Origin of the sequence: Allocoprobacillus halotolerans (genome assembly GCF_024399475.1) — a bacterium.
Lineage (GTDB): Bacteria > Bacillota_I > Bacilli_A > Erysipelotrichales > Coprobacillaceae > Allocoprobacillus > Allocoprobacillus halotolerans.
This window is the reverse complement of sequence record NZ_CP101620.1, coordinates 172484-197786: the sequence shown is the minus strand read 5'-3', so window position 1 is coordinate 197786 and position 25303 is coordinate 172484. Positions and strand designations below refer to the sequence as shown.

The 25303-nt window shown below is 30.4% G+C and carries 31 protein-coding genes and 1 pseudogene; 7 read left to right on the top strand and 25 right to left on the bottom strand.

Features of this window, described 5'->3' with window-relative positions; genetic code table 11:
* Nucleotides 1-12 precede the first annotated feature (12 nt).
* A complete protein-coding gene (locus NMU03_RS01235; protein ID WP_087360562.1) occupies nt 13-714 on the bottom strand; it encodes a LytR/AlgR family response regulator transcription factor in 702 nt (233 codons plus the stop codon).
* Between the two features lie 68 nt (nt 715-782).
* The gene (locus NMU03_RS17470; RefSeq protein WP_087360559.1) at nt 783-896 is read right to left on the bottom strand and encodes a cyclic lactone autoinducer peptide; all 114 of its coding nucleotides are present in this window, start codon (nt 894-896) and stop codon (nt 783-785) included.
* Between the two features lie 269 nt (nt 897-1165).
* On the opposite strand from NMU03_RS17470, the gene NMU03_RS01230 reads away from it, so the two are divergent.
* From NMU03_RS01230 to NMU03_RS01210, 6 genes are all read left to right on the top strand, one after another.
* Nucleotides 1166-1477, top strand: a complete 312-nt coding sequence (locus tag NMU03_RS01230) for a helix-turn-helix domain-containing protein (RefSeq protein ID WP_087359018.1) — start codon at nt 1166-1168, stop codon at nt 1475-1477.
* Nucleotides 1478-1697: 220 nt separating this feature from the next.
* Nucleotides 1698-2624, top strand: a complete 927-nt coding sequence (istA, locus tag NMU03_RS01225; RefSeq protein WP_290140588.1) for an IS21 family transposase — start codon at nt 1698-1700, stop codon at nt 2622-2624.
* On the top strand, nt 2621-3253 hold the full coding sequence (locus NMU03_RS01220) for a Mu transposase domain-containing protein (RefSeq protein WP_290140586.1): 633 nt from the start codon (nt 2621-2623) through the stop codon (nt 3251-3253). The genes istA and NMU03_RS01220 overlap by 4 nt, the downstream gene beginning before the upstream one ends.
* Nucleotides 3246-3989, top strand: a complete 744-nt coding sequence (locus NMU03_RS01215) for an ATP-binding protein (RefSeq protein WP_226812203.1) — start codon at nt 3246-3248, stop codon at nt 3987-3989. The genes NMU03_RS01220 and NMU03_RS01215 overlap by 8 nt, the downstream gene beginning before the upstream one ends.
* A gap of 125 nt (nt 3990-4114) precedes the next feature.
* Complete coding sequence (locus NMU03_RS18160; RefSeq protein WP_494337180.1) at nt 4115-4570, top strand: accessory gene regulator B family protein; 456 nt, start codon at nt 4115-4117, stop codon at nt 4568-4570.
* Nucleotides 4571-4976: 406 nt separating this feature from the next.
* The gene (locus NMU03_RS01210) at nt 4977-5198 is read left to right on the top strand and encodes a hypothetical protein (protein WP_290140583.1); all 222 of its coding nucleotides are present in this window, start codon (nt 4977-4979) and stop codon (nt 5196-5198) included.
* A 534-nt stretch (nt 5199-5732) separates the two neighbouring features.
* On the opposite strand, the gene NMU03_RS01205 is transcribed toward NMU03_RS01210, so the two are convergent.
* Nucleotides 5733-6464, bottom strand: coding sequence for a hypothetical protein (locus tag NMU03_RS01205; protein ID WP_290140582.1), 732 nt, complete (start codon nt 6462-6464; stop codon nt 5733-5735).
* Nucleotides 6465-6599: 135 nt separating this feature from the next.
* On the opposite strand from NMU03_RS01205, the gene NMU03_RS01200 reads away from it, so the two are divergent.
* The gene (locus tag NMU03_RS01200; RefSeq protein WP_087359024.1) at nt 6600-6818 is read left to right on the top strand and encodes a helix-turn-helix domain-containing protein; all 219 of its coding nucleotides are present in this window, start codon (nt 6600-6602) and stop codon (nt 6816-6818) included.
* Nucleotides 6819-7065: 247 nt separating this feature from the next.
* Here NMU03_RS01200 and NMU03_RS01195 read toward each other — a convergent pair whose 3' ends face one another.
* The 22 genes and pseudogenes from NMU03_RS01195 to NMU03_RS01090 all read right to left on the bottom strand — a co-directional run bounded on the left by NMU03_RS01195 (nt 7066) and on the right by NMU03_RS01090 (nt 25302).
* Nucleotides 7066-7440 carry a hypothetical protein gene (locus NMU03_RS01195; RefSeq protein ID WP_290140579.1) on the bottom strand — a complete coding sequence of 125 codons (375 nt, stop codon included), beginning with the start codon at nt 7438-7440 and terminating at the stop codon, nt 7066-7068.
* A 229-nt stretch (nt 7441-7669) separates the two neighbouring features.
* On the bottom strand, nt 7670-8182 hold the full coding sequence (locus tag NMU03_RS01190) for a hypothetical protein (protein ID WP_290140578.1): 513 nt from the start codon (nt 8180-8182) through the stop codon (nt 7670-7672).
* Entirely contained in the window at nt 8183-8806 is a 624-nt protein-coding gene (locus tag NMU03_RS01185; protein WP_290140576.1) for a hypothetical protein, read from the bottom strand.
* Between the two features lie 421 nt (nt 8807-9227).
* A complete protein-coding gene (locus tag NMU03_RS01180) occupies nt 9228-11495 on the bottom strand; it encodes a glycoside hydrolase domain-containing protein (RefSeq protein ID WP_290140575.1) in 2268 nt (755 codons plus the stop codon).
* Between the two features lie 108 nt (nt 11496-11603).
* Nucleotides 11604-12131 (bottom strand): glycoside hydrolase family 25 domain-containing protein, encoded by a 528-nt coding sequence (locus tag NMU03_RS01175; RefSeq protein ID WP_290140574.1) that lies wholly within the window; start codon nt 12129-12131, stop codon nt 11604-11606.
* 86 nt (nt 12132-12217) lie between these two features.
* Nucleotides 12218-12451: a glycoside hydrolase family 25 domain-containing protein gene (locus tag NMU03_RS01170; protein WP_290140573.1), complete on the bottom strand. Its 234-nt coding sequence runs from the start codon at nt 12449-12451 to the stop codon at nt 12218-12220.
* Nucleotides 12444-12869: a phage holin family protein gene (locus NMU03_RS01165; protein WP_290140571.1), complete on the bottom strand. Its 426-nt coding sequence runs from the start codon at nt 12867-12869 to the stop codon at nt 12444-12446. The genes NMU03_RS01170 and NMU03_RS01165 overlap by 8 nt, the downstream gene beginning before the upstream one ends.
* Before the next feature lie 19 nt (nt 12870-12888).
* Entirely contained in the window at nt 12889-13233 is a 345-nt protein-coding gene (locus NMU03_RS01160) for a hypothetical protein (RefSeq protein WP_290140569.1), read from the bottom strand.
* 562 nt (nt 13234-13795) lie between these two features.
* Entirely contained in the window at nt 13796-15418 is a 1623-nt protein-coding gene (locus NMU03_RS01155) for a lysozyme family protein (protein ID WP_290140567.1), read from the bottom strand.
* Between the two features lie 35 nt (nt 15419-15453).
* A complete protein-coding gene (locus NMU03_RS01150) occupies nt 15454-17817 on the bottom strand; it encodes a VirB4-like conjugal transfer ATPase, CD1110 family (RefSeq protein WP_290140565.1) in 2364 nt (787 codons plus the stop codon).
* The gene (locus tag NMU03_RS01145; protein ID WP_494337162.1) at nt 17780-18103 is read right to left on the bottom strand and encodes a PrgI family protein; all 324 of its coding nucleotides are present in this window, start codon (nt 18101-18103) and stop codon (nt 17780-17782) included. The genes NMU03_RS01150 and NMU03_RS01145 overlap by 38 nt, the downstream gene beginning before the upstream one ends.
* A gap of 61 nt (nt 18104-18164) precedes the next feature.
* Nucleotides 18165-18380, bottom strand: a complete 216-nt coding sequence (locus NMU03_RS01140; RefSeq protein ID WP_290140563.1) for a hypothetical protein — start codon at nt 18378-18380, stop codon at nt 18165-18167.
* 60 nt (nt 18381-18440) lie between these two features.
* Nucleotides 18441-19313 (bottom strand): M23 family metallopeptidase, encoded by an 873-nt coding sequence (locus NMU03_RS01135; RefSeq protein ID WP_290140561.1) that lies wholly within the window; start codon nt 19311-19313, stop codon nt 18441-18443.
* A 141-nt stretch (nt 19314-19454) separates the two neighbouring features.
* The gene (locus NMU03_RS01130; RefSeq protein ID WP_290140559.1) at nt 19455-19817 is read right to left on the bottom strand and encodes a helix-turn-helix domain-containing protein; all 363 of its coding nucleotides are present in this window, start codon (nt 19815-19817) and stop codon (nt 19455-19457) included.
* Nucleotides 19818-19981: 164 nt separating this feature from the next.
* The gene (locus tag NMU03_RS01125; protein WP_290140557.1) at nt 19982-20320 is read right to left on the bottom strand and encodes a hypothetical protein; all 339 of its coding nucleotides are present in this window, start codon (nt 20318-20320) and stop codon (nt 19982-19984) included.
* Nucleotides 20321-20411: 91 nt separating this feature from the next.
* A complete protein-coding gene (locus NMU03_RS01120) occupies nt 20412-20597 on the bottom strand; it encodes a hypothetical protein (RefSeq protein ID WP_290140555.1) in 186 nt (61 codons plus the stop codon).
* A 23-nt stretch (nt 20598-20620) separates the two neighbouring features.
* Nucleotides 20621-21100, bottom strand: coding sequence for a DUF6674 family protein (locus NMU03_RS01115; protein ID WP_290140553.1), 480 nt, complete (start codon nt 21098-21100; stop codon nt 20621-20623).
* 209 nt (nt 21101-21309) lie between these two features.
* The gene (locus NMU03_RS01110) at nt 21310-22140 is read right to left on the bottom strand and encodes a VirB6/TrbL-like conjugal transfer protein, CD1112 family (protein ID WP_278630780.1); all 831 of its coding nucleotides are present in this window, start codon (nt 22138-22140) and stop codon (nt 21310-21312) included.
* A 35-nt stretch (nt 22141-22175) separates the two neighbouring features.
* On the bottom strand, nt 22176-22484 hold the full coding sequence (locus NMU03_RS01105; protein WP_290140551.1) for a glutamyl-tRNA amidotransferase: 309 nt from the start codon (nt 22482-22484) through the stop codon (nt 22176-22178).
* Nucleotides 22485-22498: 14 nt separating this feature from the next.
* A pseudogene (locus tag NMU03_RS01100) lies at nt 22499-24267 on the bottom strand (VirD4-like conjugal transfer protein, CD1115 family).
* Nucleotides 24254-24442, bottom strand: a complete 189-nt coding sequence (locus tag NMU03_RS01095) for a hypothetical protein (protein WP_290140549.1) — start codon at nt 24440-24442, stop codon at nt 24254-24256. Before NMU03_RS01095 ends, NMU03_RS01100 begins: the two are co-directional and overlap by 14 nt.
* Nucleotides 24439-25302 carry a hypothetical protein gene (locus tag NMU03_RS01090; protein WP_290140547.1) on the bottom strand — a complete coding sequence of 288 codons (864 nt, stop codon included), beginning with the start codon at nt 25300-25302 and terminating at the stop codon, nt 24439-24441. Before NMU03_RS01090 ends, NMU03_RS01095 begins: the two co-directional genes overlap by 4 nt.
* Nucleotide 25303: the final 1 nt, after the last annotated feature.

Sequence of the window (25303 nt, the reverse complement as noted above, 5' to 3'; positions counted from 1 at the left end):
TATCAAATATAATCATCTTAAAAGAAATTCCTCATATTTTTTTATAAAAGTAGATTTATATTTTCTACCAATTGAATATTTGCTTCCATCATTTAGGATAACGTTTGAGGATTTTATATTATTAACATAATTTAAATTTACTATTTGATTTCTACTTATCTGTATTAAATCGTTATATGATTTTTCTTCTATTTTGTGCATAATTTCTTTCATTGTTGAAACAATGATATAATCATTTGTAATAGTTTTGATTAATAAATCTCGACCAAAAGATAAGAGATACTGAATTTCATTTAAATTTAAAACAGTTTTTCTACCATTTATTTCTAAAATGATTTTTTTGTTATAAATTTGAATGTGTTTATATAATTGGTTAAATACTTTTGCACAATCTTCTTTAAACTTTGATTTCCTTATAAATTGAAAGGTTGGCACTGATAATGCATTAAAAACTAACTCATCTCTTGAAGATATAAAGATTATTAAAATTTTTGGTGAAATATCAGTCATATATTTAGCTAAAGCAATGCCATTTTTTCCATTTAAATCTATATCAATAAAAGCGATATCTAAATCATCAAATGAATCTAATGAAAAATTCTTGGTTATTATTTCAATTTCTATTGGGCTAATTAATTTTTTATAATATTCATTGAATTCCTTTGATAAATTTTGGGAAAATATAATATCATCATCAAATATTGCGATTTTCATAACAATTCATCTCCTCTTTATAGTAAGTATAGCATATAAAATCAAAATAAACATTTCGAAAGAAATGTTTATTTTAGATCTTTGGGTTTTTCTGGTTCGTAACAACCAATAAATGAATATGAATTACATGAAATTCTTGCTAATTTATCAAGTAATACACATATAATTTTTTTGATGTCCATATTTTTTCCTCCTTATTTTTATATTTGAATTAATATTAAAATATATAATTAAAGCTTCAATTAATACTAAATGATTAGTCAATTGTTTCAGTGATCTATTGATTTGAACAATCTTATTTTTTCACTTATATAGTACTATTGTTTAAACATTAAATATATTTTTTTCGCTGAATGCATATTTATGTTTATATAAGACAAAAAATGTTACTTATTGTGCCATTGTTACCTATAGTGTCATTATTTGATGTAATTTATCATTGGTGATATAAATGAATTTTGGAGAAAGACTTAAAAAATTGTGTCAGGACTATCAGTATACACAAAATACTTTGGAAGAAATTACAGGAATTGATAGAAGTACTATTTCCGCTTATGAATTAGGGACTCGAAAGCCAAGTATAGAAAATCTTGAAACATTAGCAAGGGTTTTTAAGGTAAGCATTGATTATCTTTATTGTAATTCAAATAAACATTTTCTAGATATAACTAACATTTCTGAGACTAACTATTACAAGATTATTGCAATTATAAAAGAAGAAGATTTAAATTTTGAAAAAGATACTAGATTATTTAATAAGTAAATTACAAGATAGTGACACTTTAAATGAATATAATAGTGAAATCTTAGTATATGTGATTATTTCACGCGTTATGCACCACCGATACACAGTTTAAGCACCACTTTATAATATTCAATTCACATGTAAAGCACCATTAATACACATGATTAGCCCCACTTTTGTTATCATGATATTGAGAGTGACAGCCTCTCATCATTATAGCGAAAGGAGGGCTTTTATTATGCCTAAAAAAGTTTCTGTCAAACTTATTCTTGAATTACGTGCAGCTGGTATTTCAATGCGTAAAATTGAAAGCTTAATGCATGTATCAAGACACACCATCTCAGCTGTTTATAAAGCTGCTGATGTTCATTCTGTTTCTTGGGATAATGTAAAAGATTTTGATGAAGATAAAATCTATGAAATGTTATTTCCACCTACTCCTAAGACTTCTGTTTTTGAAGAAGTCGATTACGATTATATTCATTCAGAACTTAAAAAAACAGGAGTCAATCTTAAGCTTCTTTGGAATGAATATCGTAATCAATGTATTTCTAAAGGAACTATTCCTTGTGGTTACACAAAATTCTGTAAAGGATATTCTAACTATGTTCAGTTATCAAACGTAACCAATCATCTTACTCATAAACCCGGTAGCACTATAGAAGTTGATTGGAGTGGGCCTACCATGAGTATTTTAACTCCTGATGGAGAAAGAATTAAGGTTTATTTGTTTGTTGCGACCTTACCTTATAGTCAATATTCATTTGTTAAACCATGCTTAGACATGAAACAGGATACTTGGTTAAAATGTCATATTGATATGTTTGAATTTTTTGGTGGTATTCCTATTAAAATTGTCTGTGACAATTTAAAAACAGGAGTTATAAAACATCCTAAAGAAGGTGAAATTGTTCTTAATGAAGCCTATGAATCCCTTGCCCAACATTACATGGTAGCGATTATGCCTGCTCAAGTGAGAAAGCCAAAACAAAAGCCGAGTGTCGAAGGAACTGTTGGTAAGATTGCTTCAGCTATTATTGCAAAATTAAGGAATATACGATTTATTTCTTTATCACATGTGGAGGAAGAAATTTTCAAAGCACTCAAAGAATTTAATGATGCTCCTTTTCAAAAAGAGAAGGAAGCAGAACAGAAGTATTTATGAACTGTGAAAAAGAAATGTTAAGAGAATTACCAGCTATCTCTTATGAAGTTTGTACTTGGTTATATGAACATAAGGTTTCTTTAGATTTTCATGTTTCGTTCAAAACAAATAAATACTCTGTCCCTTATCAATATGTTGGTAAGAAGGTAGACATAAAAGTAAATTCAAATAGTCTTGAGATATTTTACAAACATTCAAGAATAGCGATTCACCCTAAATTACCTGATTACATGAAATATAAATATTCTACCATTGAAGATCATATGCCTGATGCTTTCCAAAAAGTAGAATGGGATGATGAGAGAATCAAACGATGGGCAAATAAAATTGGACCATCTACTTTTATGGTTATCAATAAAATATTTGATTCAGTAAAAATTAAAGAGCAGGGATACAATTCTTGTCTTGCAGTATTGAAGTTAGCTAACAAGTTCTCGAATGACAGATTGGAAAATGCATGTGAACTTGCACTGACAAAAGTGAAGTGTCCCCGCTATCATCATCTTAATGGCATTTTGATGAATAATCAAGACCTCATCTGGATGAGTAATAAAGATTCAAATAAAAAGATTGATGATGGTGGATATGTGAGAGGTGCAGATTATTATGGAGGAAAATACAATGATTAATGATGAAACAAAAAAGAAATTAGATATGATGGGAATGCATGCTTTAGTAGAAGCTTTAGAACTACAAGAAAAAGAATCACTTTATAAAGCTATGACATTTGATGAAAGACTCAATGCTTCTGTAGATCATGCATATCAAATTAAATATAACGAAAAAGTAAAAGGATTGATACGACGCGCTCACTTTAGATATCCTCAAGCATCTGTAGAAGATATTTATTATTCAAAAAGAGAATTAGATAAAGATCAAATCATGACATTGATTACGAACAGTTATATTGATAGTTATAAGAATGTATTGATTGTTGGATTTACTGGTTCGGGGAAAACATTTTTATCAAACTGTCTAGGTAAAGCAGCTTGTCGTGATGGAATAACTACACGTTATATAAGAATACCTGATTTGTTTGTTCAGTTAGAAGAAGCAGAACTAAAAAGAGGACGAAATAAGCTCATTAATAAATATGCTAAGTGTCCTTTGCTTATCTTAGATGAATGGCTCATAAACTCTATGAATGAACAAGAAATAGAATTTATTTTTGAACTTGTGGAAAGAAGATATCAAAATAAATCAACTATATTTTGTACGCAATTCAAAATAGAATCTTGGCATACACGATTAGGTGGAGGGGTACATGCAGATGCAATCATGGATCGAATTATTCATAACTCTATTACGATTAATGCAGGTGACGTCAATATGAGAGAAGTTACTTCAAATATGAACAGAGAATAAAAATGGGCACCGCCTTTGAGCGGTGCTATTCATTTGCACAGGTGGTGCTACAATCATCTACTACTGGTGCTGATGTTGTGAATTAAGTGGTTGAAGAACGTGAAATAATCATATGGTCTTGAAGTATTATTGTACAATGGATTTACTGCTTTTTTAGTTTTAGGCATATCACTTTTTTTAATGAATTGTATTTTGGTACCCTGTTTTTGATAGCGTTTAGTATATTTAGGGTTCTTTTTGGTGGATTTCATGCGAAAACGATTTATAGTTGTACAATAATAATGATAATAATAGTTTTGGGAGTCCATTTTATTAATAAGTTTGAATTTTTTCATTATTATTTTATAACTGCAGTCACATTAATTGTTTATTGTCTAATTTTCTTTATTATGCAAAATAGGTATGTATACAGAAAATGTATAATTGTTATTTTATTTTGTACTATATTAATTTTATGTAACATACCAGATATGTATACTCCTGTTATTTTGGCATTATTTATTGCGGAAATGCTTTATTTTTTAAAAAATAACTTATTTGCATATAATGTTTTAAAAACCAAAAAAGTATTATTTCTCTAGCATCACCATCACGCTAGTGTGATGGTGATTTTTTTCATTTCAAATTGTTATTTGTTATTGTAATTTAATTAAGAAAAATTAAACGGAAAATTCATATCACATTTAATATTGGTTCATAAAATAGTATTCTTTATTCCTAATGAGGCTACAGAACAAAAGCAGTGTGATATTTTTTGGAAAAAAGTACAAATGAGCGTATTTAAATTCATCTATTGAGTATATTTAATACTATAAAGCATTAAAAGTTTGCTTTTCTAACAGAAAAGATATATGTATTCTGTGCACTATTTTTGCATTTCATATATATAATTAGGTATTTAACAAAAAAATATATATAATAGAAGTATAGATATAATGTAATGTGTACATTGGTAATTTTCTATTTTTTAAACAAGGAGGTGTGGTTATGATTGAATATATATTAATGGGTACAAAAAAACATGGATGTTCAATTGATAATCGTAAAAAGGAAATTATATATTACCAATTGCTAAGTTTGTACGAAAAAATTTTAAAAAAACCCCAGCAATTATTAATTAAATATTCGGATATAAAAAAATTAAGATATGCTATGGGCTTACTACAGGAGTTCGATTTGATAGTGCACAAATTACTATGGAGGTATTAACAAATAACGATACAAGTTATGATATTCCAGTTACGTATAATTCAACAAAAGATAAAGATATACTTTCATTTATAGAAATACTTAAAAGTTCAAATTTATTAATCGAGGATCCATACAACATTTTCAGTTTATATCCTGAGACGAATCTAGATTTTATAGATTTTATAAAATTTATAAATAAAGAGCATTATCAAAAAGGATAATTACTGCTGGTTTATTAATTGAAAATACAAAGATTTCAAATTCCTTTCTGTATTTTCTTGGATTAATCACTCTATTATTATGGTTATTAATTGATAAATAGCATTTTGATTAAATGACGTGAAAAATTTATTTTTTAGATATAATCAATGTATACAAAATTAAACATTATAAGAACACCACAAATAAAAAAAGTAACTCTAATATAGATAATTTCTCTGTATTAGGGTTTCTGTGCTGAAAATTGAAACCTTTAAAAAAAATGTAGACGTTTTATGCCTACATTTTTTATAAAGTAAATATTTTATATTACAATGTTCAAGATAGAAAATCTTATATATTTTGATTATCTGATTCTTGTAATCTGTCTAATATGTTTAATTGTTGAATAAAATCATCAAATTCTTTATTTTTGTTATGCGTTATGAGGCTTGACTTATAATGTTTAGGTGATTCATTTTCATAGGAAATAATTGTATTTAATAAATGTTCTTTGAAACGAGAGATACTTGAAACCTGTGTTCCTTTAGTTAGTCTGTGCTTTATATATTTTTTAACAAAATAAACAAATTGCTCAAAAAATATATCACGTTTTACAGGATTATTATCAAATAGGCTAAGCAATGATTCATGGTTGTGTCCGTTATCTCTATATAAATTGATTGCTGAAAATCCATATTTTATATCTGCTTCAAAAAATGGATTTGTTTTTAGACACGCTAGTTTATCAAAGAGCCAAATTGCTTCAAAAACGGCTGCATCACGAAGCATCAAACTTGATCTTTTAAATTTACAATCTTCTTCATTTAGCATATTGATATAGTTGACAAATTGGTCAATTGGTAGATATTTGATAGTATAGATATCATTCAAAAAAGCATAAGCAAGATAATGTATATTTGATTCGTGATTTGGTAATAAATCTAATGATACATGTTCTTCTAATAAGTCCTCAATCTTATATTGTCCATAATAAATTACTTTTCCTTTTGGAAAGCAATCAAAATTTGGTAAGTATTCTTTTCTTAACAATTTTAAAGATTTTAAAAATTTAAATATATACATATAATTATTCTCCTTTTAATATTTTATAATTATATATTACCTTACTAAATAGTAAATATCTATATAGTAAGGTAATAAATTGTAAATTATTATATTGTAAATATTTTCATATAATAAATACATAGAGGTGATGATATGGAATATGGGCATATTGAATTAAGGATTAATCAGCTTTTAAAAGAAAAGAACATTAGTAAAAATAAAATATGTAAAGATTTGGATTTGCCTAGACCAAATTTTAATAGATATTGTAATAATCAATTTCAAAGGATTGATGCAAACTTAATAGCAAAATTATGTTGGTATTTTGAATGTGGTATAGATGAATTGATTATATATAAAAGTGATTCATAAATTATAAGATACTTAAAGTTTTTTGAATTTAGTGGTATTTAAAAAAATGTATGATTATCTAATTATATGTAAACTTATATGTAAACAGATGTTTGAATTATTTTAGATAATCATACATTTTTAATTTATTTTCAAATGGGTTTCAACATGTATTATATCATGTTGAACTTAATATTTTAATCATATAAAAATATTATATAACTACGAAGTTGTAAATATTATTATTTATCTTGAAGTTGAATTAATTTTAATGGTTAGTATTAAATTTATCTAATGAGCAGGTTGTTTTATGCCAATCTTTTTTTGCATCTACAAATGTGTTAGTCACTCCATCAAAAATTCTTTCAATATAAGAGAATAGAGCACCAACTGCTAATCCATTAGATTTTATTAACTTGTCTAGATATACTTGTAACAACCAATTAACAACCACCCATAAATCTGAGAGAATATTCGTAGATTTTAAAGAAACGTTCCTATGCAAGTCATGTGCATTGTCCGTAAAGGGTTGCACTTGAATATGTATTGTTAATCCATATTCAGCCAATTTAACCCATTCACTTCTATGGTTATACATATTATTTAAATATTTTTGTGCTTTTATAATATTGTCATCTGTCATTTTTCTTTTTAAATTTAGTGGATTTTTTCTGACAGTAAAGAATTAGGCTTTTTCCTTCTATTCTGATATCTATCTGCTGTTTCTTTACTAATTCTAATATTTTTTATTCAACATATTTTTATGCCTTTTTAAACATTAACTTATTTATCCCAAAAATAATATATATTATCTAAATTATGATTTTAACAATGAAAATATTAGAGATTTTGATCAATTCAATTATTTTTTATTATGCAATACCCATACTATATTTAATGTCAATTCTATAGTTATGATTATTATAACCATTTTCAAACTGTATGATTAAATCGTCTGTTCTAATCATTGTTTTTTCTTCTCGTATATATTTAACATTTTGTAAGGCACTTACAAATCCTTCATCAATGGTACTTACATCTATTTTTCCATTATGAAAGCTTTTGTGATTTTCATCTGGTCGAAGTATTAAGCATTTTGAAGTTGTTCCAACAAAAAAATAACTTGTTTTATCTTGGAATGTAAGTACATTAAGATAATTTTTAACAACTTCATTGTCAATATAATATGTTATATTGATACAGCCATCTTCTATGGCATTATCAATGATAAACTTATAAGTTTCCACATTTTTATTTTCATATAATTGATCCATTATGGTTTCTGCTTCAGTTTCTACAGTATAAATACTTATATTTTTCGAAGATGCAGCAATACAAAAATAGCCAATGCACAAAGTTGTTAGGATTAAAAGTGTTTTCTTCATTTATTGTTCCTCCAAAATGACTGATAATTTGATATGTTCTTCGTTATCTTCGTTCCACTGTTCATCACCATGCACCATAACTAATGTAGTATCATAAATAACAAGATCGTTGTCTAATTTTTGACTTAAGCCAATAGGGGTTATCTTATTATTAGTACTAGATTTACATACAAAGTTTTCGCTTTCTTGATTATATTGATTTATATCTAATGTTTGTTTAGAGATTAATTCAGTTCCATTAAATAAACCGACTATGAAATTATAATTATCCATAGTTATATATAAGCTCGTAATAGTTGATGCAGTTGGCATATCCATTTCTAGATAATCAATACTTTTTTGATATTCAGATTTGATAATAATTTTATAAGATGATGAGTGAATACCAATATCATATTTACTAATAAATGTTGAAGAAAATTCATTTTCTTCATTCATTAAATAAATCCCTGATATAGCATTTTCATCATTGCTTATATCAACATGTAGAATTTGATTATCTAAAACAGATGTATTCTTTTTATTTGAAGTTTCTACTGTTTTTTGTTGACATCCAACTAATATAAAAATGATAAGAAACAGTATAGGTATTTTTAAATTCGATTTTTTAGTTACATGATTCATAAAATGCCTTCTTTCATATACATAATTATTTAATGTATTATACAAAATATTCAGTAATTGTGTTTTCTTGTTGATTGAATTTCATCATTGCGAATATTTGTATTGTTATTAACATATATATTACTTTTTCTTCATTAAATATGTGTTAGTATCCTTAAAGTTTGGTTTTAGAATACTAAAAATATCTTATCATAAATTTATATAACTATCACAATTTTTTGTAAACTTTTTTATTCTAACATATAAAAGTTATATTTAAAATACAAAATAATTTTTTGATAAACAATCCAAGATCCTTTTTTAGAAAAATATAGTCATCAATAGGTTTGCTAAAGATGACCATATTCATGAGGATATATTTTTTTATTTATATCAATGTTTCTGTATGATACTAATTTTTTTGAAATACTAAGCTATAAATTTATGCTCCACTTACTGCTGCTTGACTCAAGACACCGATTGTTACTAAATATTGTACAACTAAAGCTTGTCCTCCAGGTGTAAGAGATAATGCTATTAGTCCAATAATTGTCGCAGCTGTTAATCCAAAAGCAAGCAATTCTTCAACATTAATTTCAAAATTATATTCTGGTTCATAAGTTGGAATAAGTTCGAAACTAATTTCTACAGTGATTTCTTCATCTATTTCCTCCAAATCAGGGAAAATATCTTCTGATGTAATGATAAAAGTTAATTTTGGGAACGCTGAAGTTAAATCGGTTTTTATCCCTATTTTTCCTGATTTAATTGATACTGCCACTTCTTTTAAATCGTCAATTGTAGAATTAATGATGTCAATACCTTCAAAATCACCTAATTCTATACCACTAATTAACCCTTCAATTTCTGCTTCGCATGATGCAGTTAATTTTCCATTATCATCTACATCAATTGTAATTGGACTACCATCGAAATTAGCTGTAAGTGTATCTGATATCTCTGCAGTTACTTTGACAGTTAGACCACTTAATGGAATAGTATCTAATAAAATTTCTTGGTTATAAGTTAAACTTGCATTACTAACTGCATCTAAATATCCCAACGGCTCAAGCACATTATAGATAAATTGATCTCTTTGAATTTCAACCATATTTTCAGAATTGGATTCTGCTAATTGATCAGGTGTTAAATAAGTCGCTTCATCAAATGTTGAGATACCTCGATCTCTTCCAGAATATCCAACCTTATCTAAGTCAAATGAAGGACTAGAATTGAATTGTTCGCTTCCTTTCAATTCATAAAATTGATCAAAAGCCCAGTTTTTTGGAATAGGATAACCTAAGTTGCAACTATATCCACTAGACATGTCTGCAACAAATGAATATTCAGCTAACCCTAAATCACTGATGTAAGAACAGATGTATCTAGGCGCATAAATACCAATTTTATAATTTTTGGTGTTTTTTGAACTATTGAATACTAAATTCAATTTTCTGAAATATGGAATAACAAATGATGTCATCTGATAACTATAGCAATCAAAATCAACTGCAAAATAGATAACAGTATTAGCTGGGACTCCAATTCTTTCCGCTGATGAAATTGCAGTATGTGCATCAACAGTTCCCTGTCTTAAATCTTGGAAGTATACTAATTCATAACCACCATCTTGATAGATAGGGAATACTCTTAAACCTGCATTTTCAATGTTTTCAATTTCTTCAAAAGTAATGAATTTTCTTCTTGATCCTCCAACAGTTCCAGTTAAATATCTTCCAACAACTTGATATCCAGATGACTTTAAATCTTGAGCTTGCTGACTATTTAATACAGTTGAGCAATCACACGCTTTTGCAGTTCTGCTTGTATCACCTTTACTTGTTAAAAGTGATTTCATTGTTGAACAGTTTACTTCTCCTGAAGTAACTAATCCAATACCAGTTAATGCGTAGAATTCTTGGAATGCAGCTACTTGTGATTTTGTAGTACTGTCAAAATTTCCATCAAATCTCCCGGGATCATAGCCATTTAAGTATAATCCATATTGAACTAATTTGTTATATTTAACATATTCTCCATTTTGCCCTTGTTTTAATACAGTAGGGAAGTTAGCTGTTGTCTGAGTTCCAAAATTAGTCCCATCTAAACTACCAATAAAATCTGTATAAATTCCCTCAGCAGCTTGTAGTGCAGCAATAAGCGCATAAGCAGTAAATCGTGAAACGACTCCGTCACAAGGACCAACACCAATAATATCTGACCAGTCAGCATTTAACTGTTGCTGAATTTGAACGATTTTATCTTTTCCACCACTAGTTTTATTAAACCAGTTTAATGAAACAAGCCCCATCCATACTTTCCAATCGATAATTCCAGTTACTTCAAGGTTTGCATCTTCTTGGAATTGTTTTACTGCATTTACACCTGTTGTATAATAAACTCCAGTAATTCCTCCTGCATTATATCCTTTTGCAAACAATGCACATTGTAAAATACATACATTTGGAATACCCTCATCATCAGCATTCATCTTAGAAATAGGATCTAACGATCTCATTTTAGATAATGTTAAATCTCCGACATTTCCAGTTACTGAAGGAATACCATTTTCAATTTGGAATGCTCTGATAATCCCTTGACATAGAAGGGTCCCTGTTAATCCATCTTCATCCAATTTAACCCATTCACTTCTATGTCCATACATATTGTTTAAATATTTTTGTGCTTTTAAAATGTTAGCATCTGCCATTTTTCTTTTCCTCCTGTTTTTTTATTTTGTAGAATTTATACCGGTATGTTTTCTACATTTAAATAATACATCTACCTGAAAGCACAATTGTGCTTTTTTAAATTTCCATTAATATAAATTACTTGATGATATAGCACCAGTGACTTTTCCATTTACTCCAATTACTACTCTATCCCCATCGATTTGAATGATTTCGTATTCGTTATTGAATACAAAACTTGCAATTGATTGTCCATCGTACCATTTTGAATTTGCTTTTACTTTTACTTTATCACCAACATGAAATGATTTGTTTTCACTGATTTGGCTATCTTTGACGAATATACTTATCAGTCCATGATCATAACTGCAATCAAGATTACTTGAACTAATTCCTTCGATATTTTTGAGTACACCATTTTTAGCATTAGAAGTAAACTGATGCAATAAAACATGATTGAAAGGATTATACTGTAATTCATTATTCCAGTTGTTATATCCATTATTGTTTCCATAGTTTGCTAACCATAAAGTCCAAGCTGAAAATCCATCATTTGTGAGCTTGGTTTTAAACCAATTTTGGTTGGCATAAATACCAACTGAATGACCTGAATCTTCAATGGCATCACAAAATGCTTTGGCTATTTTATAATACATGTCATTGCTTAGATTGCCTTGATAATCTGAATATTCAAGATCATAGTAGATAACATTTACTTGATAATTTTGACATGCTTTTAGTGCTAATTTAGCTTCTTTTTTGCTTCTTCTTCATTTCTTGCATAGCAGAAATGATAGGCAAATAGTGGAATATTCAATTCATTAGCTTGTTTTGCATTGTTGTCCCACTGTTTATCAATATTCGATGAACTCCATCCATAGGAACATCTCGCAACAACTCCTGCAATATATTTTTTTGCCTTGCCTAAATCCACTACTCCATTATGATAAGAAATATCAATAATATATTTACTCATTTTCTTCACCTATACTTTCTATATTTTTAGAAGCTGTTTCTAAACCTTTAATAAGTATTTGAGGAACTTTACATCCAGCATCTACCAGATTTTCAAGGATACTTCTACATTCATTGATGATTAGAGAAGCAAGAACAAACCAGCCAAGAAAAATTGTTACAGATAAATCTACACTAATGATTTTTCCTAATTCTTGAAATCCCACAGGAATTAAGAAGGCAATCAATATCATTATCCAATATCCCATTTTCCTAATAATTCCTATCAATGCTACGGATGAACTTTCCTGATTATTAATTCTAGCTTTTGCAAATCCAGTTAATGTATCAATAATATTCAATAAAAGATACAGTAAAAATAGAATCCAGTGTTCTCCAAAAGGGATGTCACGATTGTTAAAATAATTGAATATAACCATTGCATATATTCTGATACCTTTAACATTCCTGAACCTCTTGTAAGCTCAACTTATTGAGAATATTTTTATATTTTCTAATAACAGAGCTATGATTGGCATAACCAAGCTGAATCGCAATAAAATCAAAGGTGTTCTTATCGATAATTCTTTTTTGAATAATTTCTGCTTCATCAGGCAATAAGGTATTTATCCAAGTATGAACAATATTGATAATATATGAATAATAATGATAGCAATTCTTTTCAAAGTTTGTAGCATTACTTTCACCATTGATCAGTTGTTTCCTTTCCAAATCGTTCAAATGTACTTTTGCAATAGAGTATAAATTTAGAGTAAGTTCAATTTCTTCACGAGAATAAAACATTCTATCACTTACCCTTCTTTTAGTAATTTGTAAAACGTTTTACAAATAAGATAATATATGTATTTTTAAGCACAATTGTGCCTTTTATAGTGTGGTTTGTTTACAAATTACGATAGTTTATTTCCTATGGGTAATCATTATAGAGAGAGTAAATATGAATTCTACAAACTTATCTATAATATGAAAATTTACTGAAATTTTGACGATAGAATCACATTTTGTTTTGTCGATTTTTAAGTGATAATGTAATATTATGAACATTATTGTCATAAATTATCTTTTGCGATTTTTTAAAGTTTTTAAGTATATAATGTTTATAAAAAAATAATAAAAGGACATGTTTTGAATGCCCTTTTATAAATTCAAGCATGATTAATGACTATTTTAAGTGATAATTAAGCTGGTTGTTTTTTATAACTGGTTAGAAGTTAATAGTAATTAAATGTAAAAGAATAAATACAATGATGGAATTTATACTACAGTAGATTTATTAGTCAATTTTAAGGGTTGTAAAATTTTATTTAGTTGATTTTTTGATTGTTTTTTATTTTATTTATATTAATTATTTGGGCACTGCAAATACAACACCTTTGCATTTAGTACGAAACTGATCTAATGAATAAGTTGCTGTATGCCAGTCTTTTTTTGCTTCTGCAAATGTGTTAGTTAACCCATCGAGATTTCCTTCTTGAATTGTTATATTTTCTCCATCCCAACCAATAACTATTCCTACATGATTTCTTCCAATACAGGAGAATACTGCACCGACTGCTGGTTCATTGGATTTGATAAACTTGTCTGGATGTGCCTGTAACAACTGATCAACACATTTCCAACCATCACCAATAAATCCGGGAGAATATCCATAGATTTCATAGAAACGTCCCCAAGCAAACCAAGTGCATTGGCCATAAAGATTTGCTCTCGAATATGGGTTATTAGTACCCCATGCATCCATATTATCAAAATTAGGCTGCTCTCTATAATTGCCGAATCCAAGAGAAACATATCGCATGACATGTTCAACATAATTTGGATCACCATAGACGTCAGTACCTAGTTCTGCTTTCTTTTGATCTGAGAATACTTTTGCGTTGGCTTTGGAATATCCTCCAAAATTTTTAACTGCCCAATCTATATACCCATTACCATAGTTGTATCCCTGTAAGGCTAAAAAGATATGTTCATTATCAAAGCTGTCCTTGACCTGAGCTGATTTAAAGCAGTCTGACAGATAGTGTATACCTACATCAATGGAGTACTCTGGTTCCTGTATGGCATTAGGCTTATTTGGATACTTTGTATTGTAGGGACATTCTGAACTTTGCATAGGATCGGTTCCTTTTCCACCAGATTCCTGCATCATGACTGCCTGTATGATTGGAATATAATCTTCCATTTCATATTGTTTTGCATATTTTTCTATTGTATCAGTGTAAGCCAATACCTCTACACTTAGTGGGGCATTTGTAGAGCTAACAGATGAATTGTCAGATAAGGCTGCAAAAACACCGATAAAAAGAAGAAGTACAAGCAACAATATGAGAGATATTCCAGCACCTACTAGATTAGAAACACTGAGTGCTGTTCTTTTGATGAATATAAGAGAACCTTTTAGGGTTTTCATAGCTGATTGAGTGCCTTTTTTGATACGATTGCTATTCTTTGAAGAATCTTTTATCTGTTTATAATTTTTTAATTTAACAAAACTTTTTATCTTATGTTGATAAGTCTTTTGATTAGCTGTTTCTTTTTTGATAACAATATTTTTATTTTTAATTGGCAGGGATTTTGAATCTTTTTTTATTTTTAAATCTTTTTGAACAGTTTTTCTTTTATTAAGAGAATTGTTTTCAGATACTGTTTTATCTGATTTATGTTGAGAAGAAGATGGTGGGGTAGGGGTATAGACATTTTGAATTTGTCTTTCAATAATCTTATTTTCTTTTCTTTTGGTATATTGTTTTTTGGCATTCTTTATTGATTGTTCTTTGACATTATTTATAGCTTTTTTACCTTTTTTAGATACATGATCAACAGCATATGTGTTCTGTGTTTCCTTTTCATCAGCGTTGCTGTTATCTTTTGAATGTATGGCAATATTTTTAATATGCTTTCTTACATCTACAATCTTGTCTTTGCTTTTAATTTCCCTGTTTTTTGTTTTTTTCTTGATTTCATTCATGATGCTATCAACTCCTTTCTATAAAAATGAAAGGACTACCTTGTAAGTAGTCCCTGTTGAATAAGTTTTTCTTTTCTATCATTTGGATTAGTTGTATTGGTCTGATACATAAATGTATGCTTTGGTATTTTGTTAATAAATGGAACTAGATTTGGACCATGTTTGATAAGTCCTGAACCCGGTTGAGAATTGGTAATGAAACTCATCTGTTCATCACTTATTTTTAATAATTTAGCAAGCTGTTCTCTATCTTTGGCTGCCTGATTCAGCATGACGATAAATTCAGTATTGGATAGAATTGAACGTGCTTCTTCGTCTTTCAACAGATATTCTACGTTTTGCGTGATTCCTGTTGGGAATGCATCTCTTTTACGGAACTGACGCCATGCAGAGTTGAAAAAGGTTGCACTTTCAGGATTGCTGTAGACAACATGAAATTCATCTAGGAAGATATGTGTTCTTTTTCCATTTTTCCAGTTTTCATTGACTCTGTTGATGATCTGATCGGTGATGACAAGAAGTCCCATTGTTTTCATGTTCTTATCCAGCTTATGAATGTTGTAGGAAATGACACGACTTTTCGTATTGACATTTGTATGATGTGCAAACAAATCCATAGAACCGATTGTAAACAATTCCATCTTCAATGCTAAAGATTTTGCCTGTGGTTCTGGCTGTTGAATGAGCATTTCTCTTAATGTCTTTAAGGTTGGCATGATACCGGTTTGTTCATAATTCTGATAAACGATATTGATACATCTATCCAGAATGCTTCGTTCTTCTAATGAAACAGTACCTCTATTGGCACTTTCAATCAATGACAGAATAAATTGAGCCTTATCCTTATATGGATCTCCAGAGTCACCATAACCAAGTGTTATATCCATAGCGTTGATATAATCCTTGCCACCGGCATAGATTTCTATGATTTCACCACCAAATTTCTGCATGATAATATCATATTCTCCTTCCGGATCGCAGATAAGTATATCATCATCACTGGAAGCCATAGCCAATTCAATCTCCTGTTTAACAAGAAATGATTTACCAGCACCCGGTACACCAAGGACAAAAGCATTAGGATTTTTAAGATTTTCCTTATTGCAGATGATCATATTGTTAGTGATTGCATTATTTCCATACCAGATACCACCTTTTTCCATGATTTCCTGTGCTCGAAAAGGCATAAAGGCAGCAACGCTTTCAGTCAATAAAGTACGAACCATCGTATCAAGACGATTGATACCAATAGGAAGCGTTGAGACAAGTCCATCCAATTGTCTACTTGCAAAGAATAGGGGAGTTAATTCACAGACATTGGAACGAGCTATAGATTTCAAGACTTCAGTATCAGCATCTAGTTCCTCTAATGAATCTGCTAAATGAACGATAGTGATATTAACTAGCATCATTTTTTCATCTCTTACGGTTAAATCATCTAAAAATTCCTTGATTTCCTCCTGCTGCTTTTCCATATCGTAGGGGATACTTCCTGCAAAGTTATTATTTGCAGCCTGTTTACGAGAATAATTAGCAATATTGGTTGCAATGCCCAGTAATCTGTTTTCTGTTTCTGTCACTGCTTCATCTGTTGGTATGGAGATGATGTCCATTGAATACATGAGATTCTTATTGATAGAACATAAGTCAGCAACGATTTTGTCCTTTAAGAATTGTGGATATTTGGAAATGTATAATACTCGACCATATTTATCACCTAATTGGAAATACTTATTTTTAAATACAGGTGCTCTTGGACAGATGTCATCCTTGAATGAGCGACCATTTTTTGCGTTGTATGATAAGTCAAAATCAAAATATTCTTCTTCACCATTTCTATAAAAATCATGAAGTATCTTTAATCTTTCATTCAGGTTCAGTTCAATCAATGCTGAACCTAAACGTGAAAAATGAGAAGAAAGATCATTGAACAGTCTTGAAAAGAATATTCTGGCATCCGTTACATCTTTTTTATAGCAGGTAACTGTAATGTATTTTTCCTGTATGATGTTTTCACATCTTGCCATATTTTCTAGAAGCATCTGGTTATATTCTCTTATAAATTGGTCATATCTTTCATCGTTTTTGAGCTTTAATAATACATCATCCTTGAACTGGGCAAGATCAATTTTATGGTTATTGATTGTAATCTTAACTGTAACCGTAGAATCAAATGAGTTTAGAATATCTTTATAGTTCTTGATGATATTTTCCTTGCTTTCTTCTGATGCAATCGAATAGTTGATATCAACAAAACGATATGTCTTTGAATAACGTGTTCCCATGCGAAAGATACCATCTTCATAGACAGTATCAATAGGAATTGTCTGTTGTGCAGTTCTTGGAACATGAATTTTCTCTTTATTCTGTTTTCTTATTTTTGCGTAGCTTTTTAACATTCTTTTTCACACCTTCCTTTTGTTTTCTATCAATATAGTCTTTCATGATTTCGTAATAGAGATTATATGGCTGATCAATAAGATTTGTGTATTGTAAAATCAGTGAGCGAATGCTGGTCATGAAAATCTGTTCAGCATTCATTCCCTGATAGTTAATGAATCCTAAAGCAGCAAATGGGGCAGCCCCCAGCATACAGCACCAGCTTGTCATTTCCATTCCTAGATGATCTATAAATAGAAAGTAGATTGCTACTGCAACGATACAGGCTAATACAGAAAAAAGCATTGTCTAAGGTTGAGTCCGAAGGCAATGCTTTCTGTATAGTTTCTTATTTCTTTGTTTACTTTTATTTCCATTCAATCATTCCTTTCTTCAATAATTCTTTTAACTGTTTAAATTGAATTTTGAATACGTAATAAGAAAAATCTTCAAGTTGCTTATCTGAATAGATACTAAGATTCATCTTTTTCATTTCTAAAAGAACACGATGTTTATGATAGGGCAGGTCTGAGATATATGAAACATTTATTCTAGACTGCATATCTGAAAAAATATCATTCATCTATATTCCTCCATTCATTGAAATTAAAAAGGCAGTTAATCATAAAAACTAACTACCTCACTATTTTTTATTTTCTACTATATGACCTCTTGCTATATATGGACTCGTTTTACATGTGGTATGGTTTATAATGTCAGCAAAACATATGGGTAAGCTTGCTGATAAAAGAAAACTCTTTCCTTGCTGTATCTGAAAATGTATATGTGGTTCACTTGTATTTCCACTATTACCACAACAGGCTATCTGTTGTCCTCTATGAACGTGGTCACCTACTTTGACATAGAAGCTATCTTTTTTAATATGAGCTATTGTACTGTATTCATGTTCTGAATGTTTAATAACGATATAATTTCCTCGTATGTCCGAGGCACTGCAGAGTGCTTCTGGTTCATCGGGGATAGGTGTATCATTGAAAAGATTCTTGATTTCAACAACTATTCCATCAGCAGGGGCTAAAATGGGTTTTCCATAGCAGTAGTAATCTGTTACAGACTTTCCGCTATCACAGAAAGTTTTACCGTTTATTTCGATATAAAAATCATAGGCGTATCTCTGATTGCAGATATTCCATGAATGCGAGGTTTCTCTATCGACTCCTCCGTTTGCAACATTCCAGCTGCCTTGAAATGGCAGGCTGTATAAAATCTTTGGTTCATAGCTTTTTGCATTAGGAAGGCGGAATCTATTTCGTAAATAAATAATTGGTATGCCGATCAGCATGCCTAGATTTTGAAACAGAAATTTAATGTCGCTTACTGTTTCATTAGTATCTTCCATTCTAAGAACAATAATAATTGATAAAACAAAGTCGACTAATGCAAGCAAAAAGAATAGATAAAATAATTCTAGTGAAGGAATATCAAGAAATGAGCCTACAAAACCTAATAATCCAAGCCAATACAGTTTCTTAATAACTTTTATAAAAGTTTTCATCAGCATTCCTTCCTTCTTTGAATTTTCTTGTAAATAATTATATTGTACTTGCCAGATTTAATCAATCTTATTCATATTTTTGGATATAGAAAAGAGGTTGATCGAAATCAACCTCTTGTAAAAAGCAAATACTATACGTAATTACTTTGCAAAAAATACACCATACAGAACGATAATAACAAAGAAAATCAATACCATTGCTCCAAAAACAAAGAACGCACTGATAAATTTTTTGGCACTGTTCATTTCATCATATATTGATGATAGTTTTTCGTTATTGATATTCTTGTTTCTTACTTCTTCTACATCAATATCCTTGACTAGCTCATCTAGTGTCAAACCAAAATAATCACTAAGAAGCACAAGGCGTTGAAAGTCTGGATATGATTGGCACGATTCCCATTTGGAAATTGTTTGACGGGATACATGCAGTTCTGCACCTAATTCTTCTTGTGATAAGCCTTTAGATTTTCTCAAATTAATTAGTTTTTCATTGAAATTCATATATTAATTCTCCTTTAAGTTAAATTCATTTGCGATCGCGAATTTAGTATTGCAGATATATAGATTTTCTTCAACCAACCATTATTGGAAATCTGTCAACTGTTGATAACATGGCTTATTTCCATAAAATCATGCAGAATTTCTAATATCTATTGGCATTGATTTTATATAGAATCAGAAATATGATCTGTATCAGAACTATTTGTCTGATATATCTTTTTTGTTAGTTTATTGATTAGTTTGGTTTTTTTCTTGATATACTGATATCGAATTTCTTTATAGGGTATCCAGATTTCAGCTTCAATAATTCTATCATAGATGGCGTCAACAACAATGCTGCATTGCTTACCATAAGGCATTTTATGCTTATTCATATAGTAATGTAATGTTTCTTCATACATCCATTTATAGATTTTTTCTCTCTGTTTCATCTTTAACTGAGAGAATCTTTTATCAGTTTGAAGAAGTTTGCCATTAACTATTTTATGATTTTTACTTGACATGATGTAGCCTCCAGAAATAAAAAAGATTTATATATAGTATAGCATATGAAAAAATATCATGAATAGTAGAATGTTTAAATATCTCAATAAATCATCTCTCCTTTTGAACTGTTTTATTGATTTCTTTTTTATTGACTTTTGTTTTCTTTATATCATTCAGTGCTTTCTTTACAGAAATCTTTTTTGATGGGGTTCTTAATGTTAACTCCTGTTCCTGCTTATCTATTTTCTTGATGTTTTCTTTTGTTTTTGCAGATAAATAAGTCATTTTTTCCATGATCTTGAAAAGTCCATTTTGTGTTAGACTGATAACTCCTTTATCATGATTCCTTTTTTGAGTGCAATTGGATCTTTTCCAATAATGATACGACCGATATTCTTGAAATGATTATTGACTTGATGAATCTCATTCCCTAATCGTGTGAGTGTATCTATTGATTTATCAGCAGATTGTTGAATCTTGTCAAAGCAATGCTGACATTTTTGTAGCAATCTTTTAACATTTAAGGCTTTCATAGTTGAAACTAAAGCGTCTTTTCCTTTTGATTTGAATTCTTTGATACCATGTTCAATAGTGGTTTTGATGAATTCTTTAGTCTTGATGATATTATCTTTAGCAATATTGACCTTATCAGTCACATTATCCACAGCACGAAGTGCAGTTGCTTTTAATGTCTTTTGTTGAATTGTTCCTAATTCCATTCTTACATTGTGAAGTTCATTAAGTACAGCATCCAGCTGTTTTTCAGTTGTATCGACATAATCGATAATGAATTCCAATTGCTTTTTTCGTTATTCATTCCCTGATATTCCAGCAGTTCGATAAATTCTTTGATACTTTCGTAATCTTTTAATGATTTCATTGTTGTTAGCTCCTTTCTTTCAATAGAAAAACCAGCCTTGTAAAAAAGACTGGTTAAAAAATATAATTATTTTGATTTTATATAATGAGTAGTTAAATTCTACAGTAAACTTGTCAACTTTCTAGATTACAGTCCCATCATATCTTTTACAACACGGTCAGACATCTTAACAGTGCCTACAAGCACGAGCATATTAAATATGATTTCACCTACATAGCTCCATACCATGCTTACAGCACTTGCTTCTGGATCAATCACTGGTGGACTTCCTGCAAACTTTGTAAATATGATACAGGACAGTATGATGATAGTGCCTTCTAGACAGACACCGGCATAAGATCTCAAAAATGAGTAACATACACTTTGTGTAGATTCTCCAGCAGCTGCAGACAAGGGAATAGGGGAGACAGCTGTATACATATATAATTTAAAGAAACGACTGTATACTGTTAATATCATAATGAAGGACAGTATAGTGATAAATATACTTCCTAGCAGGGTTACAGCCCATAAAGGTATGCTTTCTAAAAAACCTACATCCTCGATTGCTGTAATGATTGTATCTGGCAGTACGGTTTCAGTTGCGGTGCCAACACCTACAGTTGTCATGATTGTACTTGTAATTCCCTGTACTATGTCAAAGATAGCTAACATGAATTCCATGCCGTATACTACAAGACCACGAGCTATGGCAAAACGAATGAATAATTTTGCAGCCTGTTCTGGTCTTTTGATGTCCTGAAAACTTGTACAGGTTTTAACCAAGCCAAATACAAAAAATAAGACAAGAAGAGCCAAGCCAATTGCAATGAGTGCATTATGGATTGTTGTTATGGCTTGCCATATGCCACCACCTTTGAAATTTTGCGGGGATTGGGTGAGAAGCAGCCATATTTCAGCTAACTTTTCATTCCAAGTGTTGATTGCATTAGTGAGATTGTCGAGGATTCCACCCATTTGTTTTCACCTCACTTTTTGTATTATTAAAATGCTTAACCACCGACAATCAGATTTAATATTTCTTTTGCAAAGGTAATGACGATTCCGCCTGCGACAGTCAAAAATCCATTAGCCCTTTGGCTGGGATCATGGCTTTTTAATGAAAGACCAATCTGAACAACACCAAAGCCAAGCAGAATCATCCCAATCGCACGAATAAGACTGAAGATAAAATCACTTAGATTATTGACTACAGCAATTGGATCTCCTGCTGCATGCACATAAAGTACATTGAAGTTCAATAAAAGTGCAAATACTGCATAGATTATTAATAATTTCTTTGTTTTTTTGTTTAATTTCATTTATAAAATCTCCTTTACTGTTTTTCTTGTTCCTTGAAATATTCTTCAAGGTCTTCTTCACTCAAGAGTTCATATTCTTCATCACTGAGCATGATATTTTGCCAGTCATCAATGGTATGACTAATCTCGTTATGGGAGTAAGCAATACCACTTCCATCTTTGGTATATTTGACATTAGGATGCTTGAGAATATCGTATTTTTTATCCATAATAGGCAGTTCACCTCTTATGAATAGAAGGGCATAATCATTGTTGAGCAGACGGACTTCATCTGCTGTTAGAAGTTCACGACCAGCCTGCTGATAGTTGGTAGAGTAGCTTCCACTTTTTCCGCTTGATTTACCATAGGTGTTTGTATCCAGTGTTTCTTTACCTAAATATTCACTCATGAACTTATGCGTCGACTGTTCGTTTCCACCCAGATAATAGAGTTCATCACAGTTTCCGACGATTGACTCCCATGTATCTTTATAGAGAGCCTTTATCTGCGCTAAGTTCTGTATAATGATAGATACAAAAATCTGTCGTGAACGCATGGTAGCAAGTAGTTTATCAAATTCATCTGGCAAAGCTACATTGGCAAATTCATCCATAACAAAATGCACAGGGACAGGAAGTTCACCATTATGGAGAATATCGGCACTGTAATACAGCATTTGAAATAGCTGGGTATATAACATTCCGATAAGAAAATTGAATGTTGAATCATTGTCGGGAATGACTGCAAACAGTGCTGTTTTTCTTTCGCCCATCTTTTCAAGCTCCAGTTCATCATGACACGTCAATGACATGATGGATTCCAAATTAAAAGCCGCTAGTCGTACACCAACAGAAATAAGAATTGACTTTGCAGTTTTTCCAGCAGCTTGTTTATAGATCTTATACTGTTTAACAGCTAGACTTTCTGGCTTAACTTTTTCTAAATCATAGAATAAATAATCGAGAGGACTCATATAATCTTCATCATCTTCCTTGGGATCAGCTGCAACGATCATTTCCATGATCATAGAAAAATTCTGTTCATCTTCAGGAGCTTCATTAAGCAGATAAAGACATAAGGCCTCAAGAAGAGCAGTTTCCGATTTTTCCCAAAAGGGGTCAGTCGATTGGGAATTCTTAGGAGTTGTATTTCTAATAAGATTTGTTATCAGCTTAAGAACATCTTTATCATCTTTGATATAGGTAAATGGATTGTATCCATGCGATCTATTCATATTGATGAGATCAATGACTCTGATAATATATCCTTCCTTTTCAAGCAGTGCTCCTGTATCACGAAGTATCTCGCCTTTAGGATCAAGAATTACATAGGATGTGTTGCACTGCATGATATTGGGCTTACCATAGAAACGTGTTTTCCCAGCTCCTGATCCACCGATGACAAGGGTATTGAGGTTCCTTCTATGTTTTTTTCATTCAAACCGATGCAGACATTTTGACTAAGTATTTTATTTTGTGACATATCCTTATCTCCATATTTTTTATTGATGGTTTTGGGATTTGCCCACTTTGCAGAACCATATTCTTCCTGTCTACGATAGTTTCTTCTAGTTGAATAATAAATACCAATTCCGATGACATAAATCAGCAAAAAGGTGAATATGGTTTTGAATGTATCCTTGCACCAATGAAAAGAGAAAGGGTGATTGATGGCATTGCTTAAATAAGGCAATGCACCAATCAGACCTTTGTCCATGTAAGGTGCAATAAGGACTGCTAGCCAGATGACAGGAATAATAAAAAATCCTATGAGAATATAGTCGGTTGTTCTATCGTTCTTCATAGGCTCGTTTTTTCCTTATAGGAGCTGCATCACATGATTTAATGATAAGATCATCAATGAAATCGTAATTCTTATCTTCCTTGATTTGCTTTTCTTTTAGAAGAGTCAGTGCCTTGATGAGTATTCTTCGTTCCATATCAGTAACTTTTATTGCATACTGTTCTTCCTTGTTCATCTTTCATGCTCTCCTGCTTCTTTTTGTTTTGTCTGTTCCTGTTGAGCATACAATCCATATTTGATATTTGTAGAGACGCTGTCAGTAACACGACTGATGTTTTCAAGTTCCTGCTTGATTTCTTTAGGGTTCATGGAAAAGAAATGTTCATTTGAAGATGAAACAAACATAGTGTTATAATCACCAATTCCATATCTTCTTGAAATCATATATGCTGAACATTCAGCTTGAAAGGATACTTCTTCTCTGGTTGCACCCATATCCATATATTCAATCATGCAGTATTCTCTGATAATGCCATTAATCATTGCTTTGGGATCTAATCCATCTTTGACAAGAATCTTTTGAGATTCAGGATCAAAATATACTCGCTCAAAACTCTTCGTATCCTGTTCGATGACCTCTGGCAGTATATCTTTTTTATAGATCAAGGCACTTAGTATTTCCTTTGTGCTATATTCTGGAGAATGAATATGATTATTTTTACCTTGCAGCTGAGAAATATCAAATACAAACTTTGGATTGTAAGAGATTCCAGCACTTCCATCTTTTCGAGTATATTCTCCGGGTTCTAATATTTGGATACCTTTTTGTCCTTTTCGAATATATTTATTATCTTCTCGCCAGTGACTGATGTCCTTTAGCTGTGTTGCATTGGGATTTTGTGCCATGACAAGTAATGTGTTAGTGACGGTATAATCAAGCTGAGATTTCAGATTAAGATAAGTTAAAAAGTTATCTGCACTTTCCACAGCTTTTTCAACCTGTTCATTTGCCATGTTGAATAATGATTGTCTTTTTTCATTCATCATCTTTGCAAATTCTTCTTTAGACCATTTATGTTGTTTCTGTTCGTTCATG

Excerpts from the sequence above, each read along its gene's own strand:
- NMU03_RS01200 (WP_087359024.1), top strand. The coding sequence starts at position 6,600 with ATGGAATATGGGCATATTGAATTAAGGATTAATCAGCTTTTAAAAGAA.
- NMU03_RS01140 (WP_290140563.1), bottom strand. The coding sequence starts at position 18,380 with ATGAATGATATTTTTTCAGATATGCAGTCTAGAATAAATGTTTCATAT.
- NMU03_RS01155 (WP_290140567.1), bottom strand. The coding sequence starts at position 15,418 with ATGAATGAAATCAAGAAAAAAACAAAAAACAGGGAAATTAAAAGCAAA.
- NMU03_RS01175 (WP_290140574.1), bottom strand. The coding sequence starts at position 12,131 with ATGTATTATAAAATAGCCAAAGCATTTTGTGATGCCATTGAAGATTCA.
- NMU03_RS01160 (WP_290140569.1), bottom strand. The coding sequence starts at position 13,233 with ATGTTTTATTCTCGTGAAGAAATTGAACTTACTCTAAATTTATACTCT.
- NMU03_RS01170 (WP_290140573.1), bottom strand. The coding sequence starts at position 12,451 with ATGAGTAAATATATTATTGATATTTCTTATCATAATGGAGTAGTGGAT.
- NMU03_RS01195 (WP_290140579.1), bottom strand. The coding sequence starts at position 7,440 with ATGACAGATGACAATATTATAAAAGCACAAAAATATTTAAATAATATG.
- NMU03_RS01205 (WP_290140582.1), bottom strand. The coding sequence starts at position 6,464 with ATGTATATATTTAAATTTTTAAAATCTTTAAAATTGTTAAGAAAAGAA.
- NMU03_RS01125 (WP_290140557.1), bottom strand. The coding sequence starts at position 20,320 with ATGTCAAGTAAAAATCATAAAATAGTTAATGGCAAACTTCTTCAAACT.
- NMU03_RS01145 (WP_494337162.1), bottom strand. The coding sequence starts at position 18,103 with ATGCTTTTTTCTGTATTAGCCTGTATCGTTGCAGTAGCAATCTACTTT.
- NMU03_RS01135 (WP_290140561.1), bottom strand. The coding sequence starts at position 19,313 with ATGAAAACTTTTATAAAAGTTATTAAGAAACTGTATTGGCTTGGATTA.
- NMU03_RS01230 (WP_087359018.1), top strand. The coding sequence starts at position 1,166 with ATGAATTTTGGAGAAAGACTTAAAAAATTGTGTCAGGACTATCAGTAT.
- NMU03_RS01165 (WP_290140571.1), bottom strand. The coding sequence starts at position 12,869 with ATGGTTATATTCAATTATTTTAACAATCGTGACATCCCTTTTGGAGAA.
- NMU03_RS01110 (WP_278630780.1), bottom strand. The coding sequence starts at position 22,140 with ATGGGTGGAATCCTCGACAATCTCACTAATGCAATCAACACTTGGAAT.
- NMU03_RS01090 (WP_290140547.1), bottom strand. The coding sequence starts at position 25,302 with ATGAACGAACAGAAACAACATAAATGGTCTAAAGAAGAATTTGCAAAG.
- istA (WP_290140588.1), top strand. The coding sequence starts at position 1,698 with ATGCCTAAAAAAGTTTCTGTCAAACTTATTCTTGAATTACGTGCAGCT.
- NMU03_RS01220 (WP_290140586.1), top strand. The coding sequence starts at position 2,621 with ATGAACTGTGAAAAAGAAATGTTAAGAGAATTACCAGCTATCTCTTAT.
- NMU03_RS01235 (WP_087360562.1), bottom strand. The coding sequence starts at position 714 with ATGAAAATCGCAATATTTGATGATGATATTATATTTTCCCAAAATTTA.
- NMU03_RS01180 (WP_290140575.1), bottom strand. The coding sequence starts at position 11,495 with ATGGCAGATGCTAACATTTTAAAAGCACAAAAATATTTAAACAATATG.
- NMU03_RS01190 (WP_290140578.1), bottom strand. The coding sequence starts at position 8,182 with ATGAAGAAAACACTTTTAATCCTAACAACTTTGTGCATTGGCTATTTT.
- NMU03_RS01150 (WP_290140565.1), bottom strand. The coding sequence starts at position 17,817 with ATGTTAAAAAGCTACGCAAAAATAAGAAAACAGAATAAAGAGAAAATT.
- NMU03_RS01095 (WP_290140549.1), bottom strand. The coding sequence starts at position 24,442 with ATGAACAAGGAAGAACAGTATGCAATAAAAGTTACTGATATGGAACGA.
- NMU03_RS01105 (WP_290140551.1), bottom strand. The coding sequence starts at position 22,484 with ATGAAATTAAACAAAAAAACAAAGAAATTATTAATAATCTATGCAGTA.
- NMU03_RS01215 (WP_226812203.1), top strand. The coding sequence starts at position 3,246 with ATGATTAATGATGAAACAAAAAAGAAATTAGATATGATGGGAATGCAT.
- NMU03_RS01210 (WP_290140583.1), top strand. The coding sequence starts at position 4,977 with ATGATTGAATATATATTAATGGGTACAAAAAAACATGGATGTTCAATT.
- NMU03_RS17470 (WP_087360559.1), bottom strand. The coding sequence starts at position 896 with ATGGACATCAAAAAAATTATATGTGTATTACTTGATAAATTAGCAAGA.
- NMU03_RS01130 (WP_290140559.1), bottom strand. The coding sequence starts at position 19,817 with ATGAATTTCAATGAAAAACTAATTAATTTGAGAAAATCTAAAGGCTTA.
- NMU03_RS01185 (WP_290140576.1), bottom strand. The coding sequence starts at position 8,806 with ATGAATCATGTAACTAAAAAATCGAATTTAAAAATACCTATACTGTTT.
- NMU03_RS01120 (WP_290140555.1), bottom strand. The coding sequence starts at position 20,597 with ATGGAAAAAATGACTTATTTATCTGCAAAAACAAAAGAAAACATCAAG.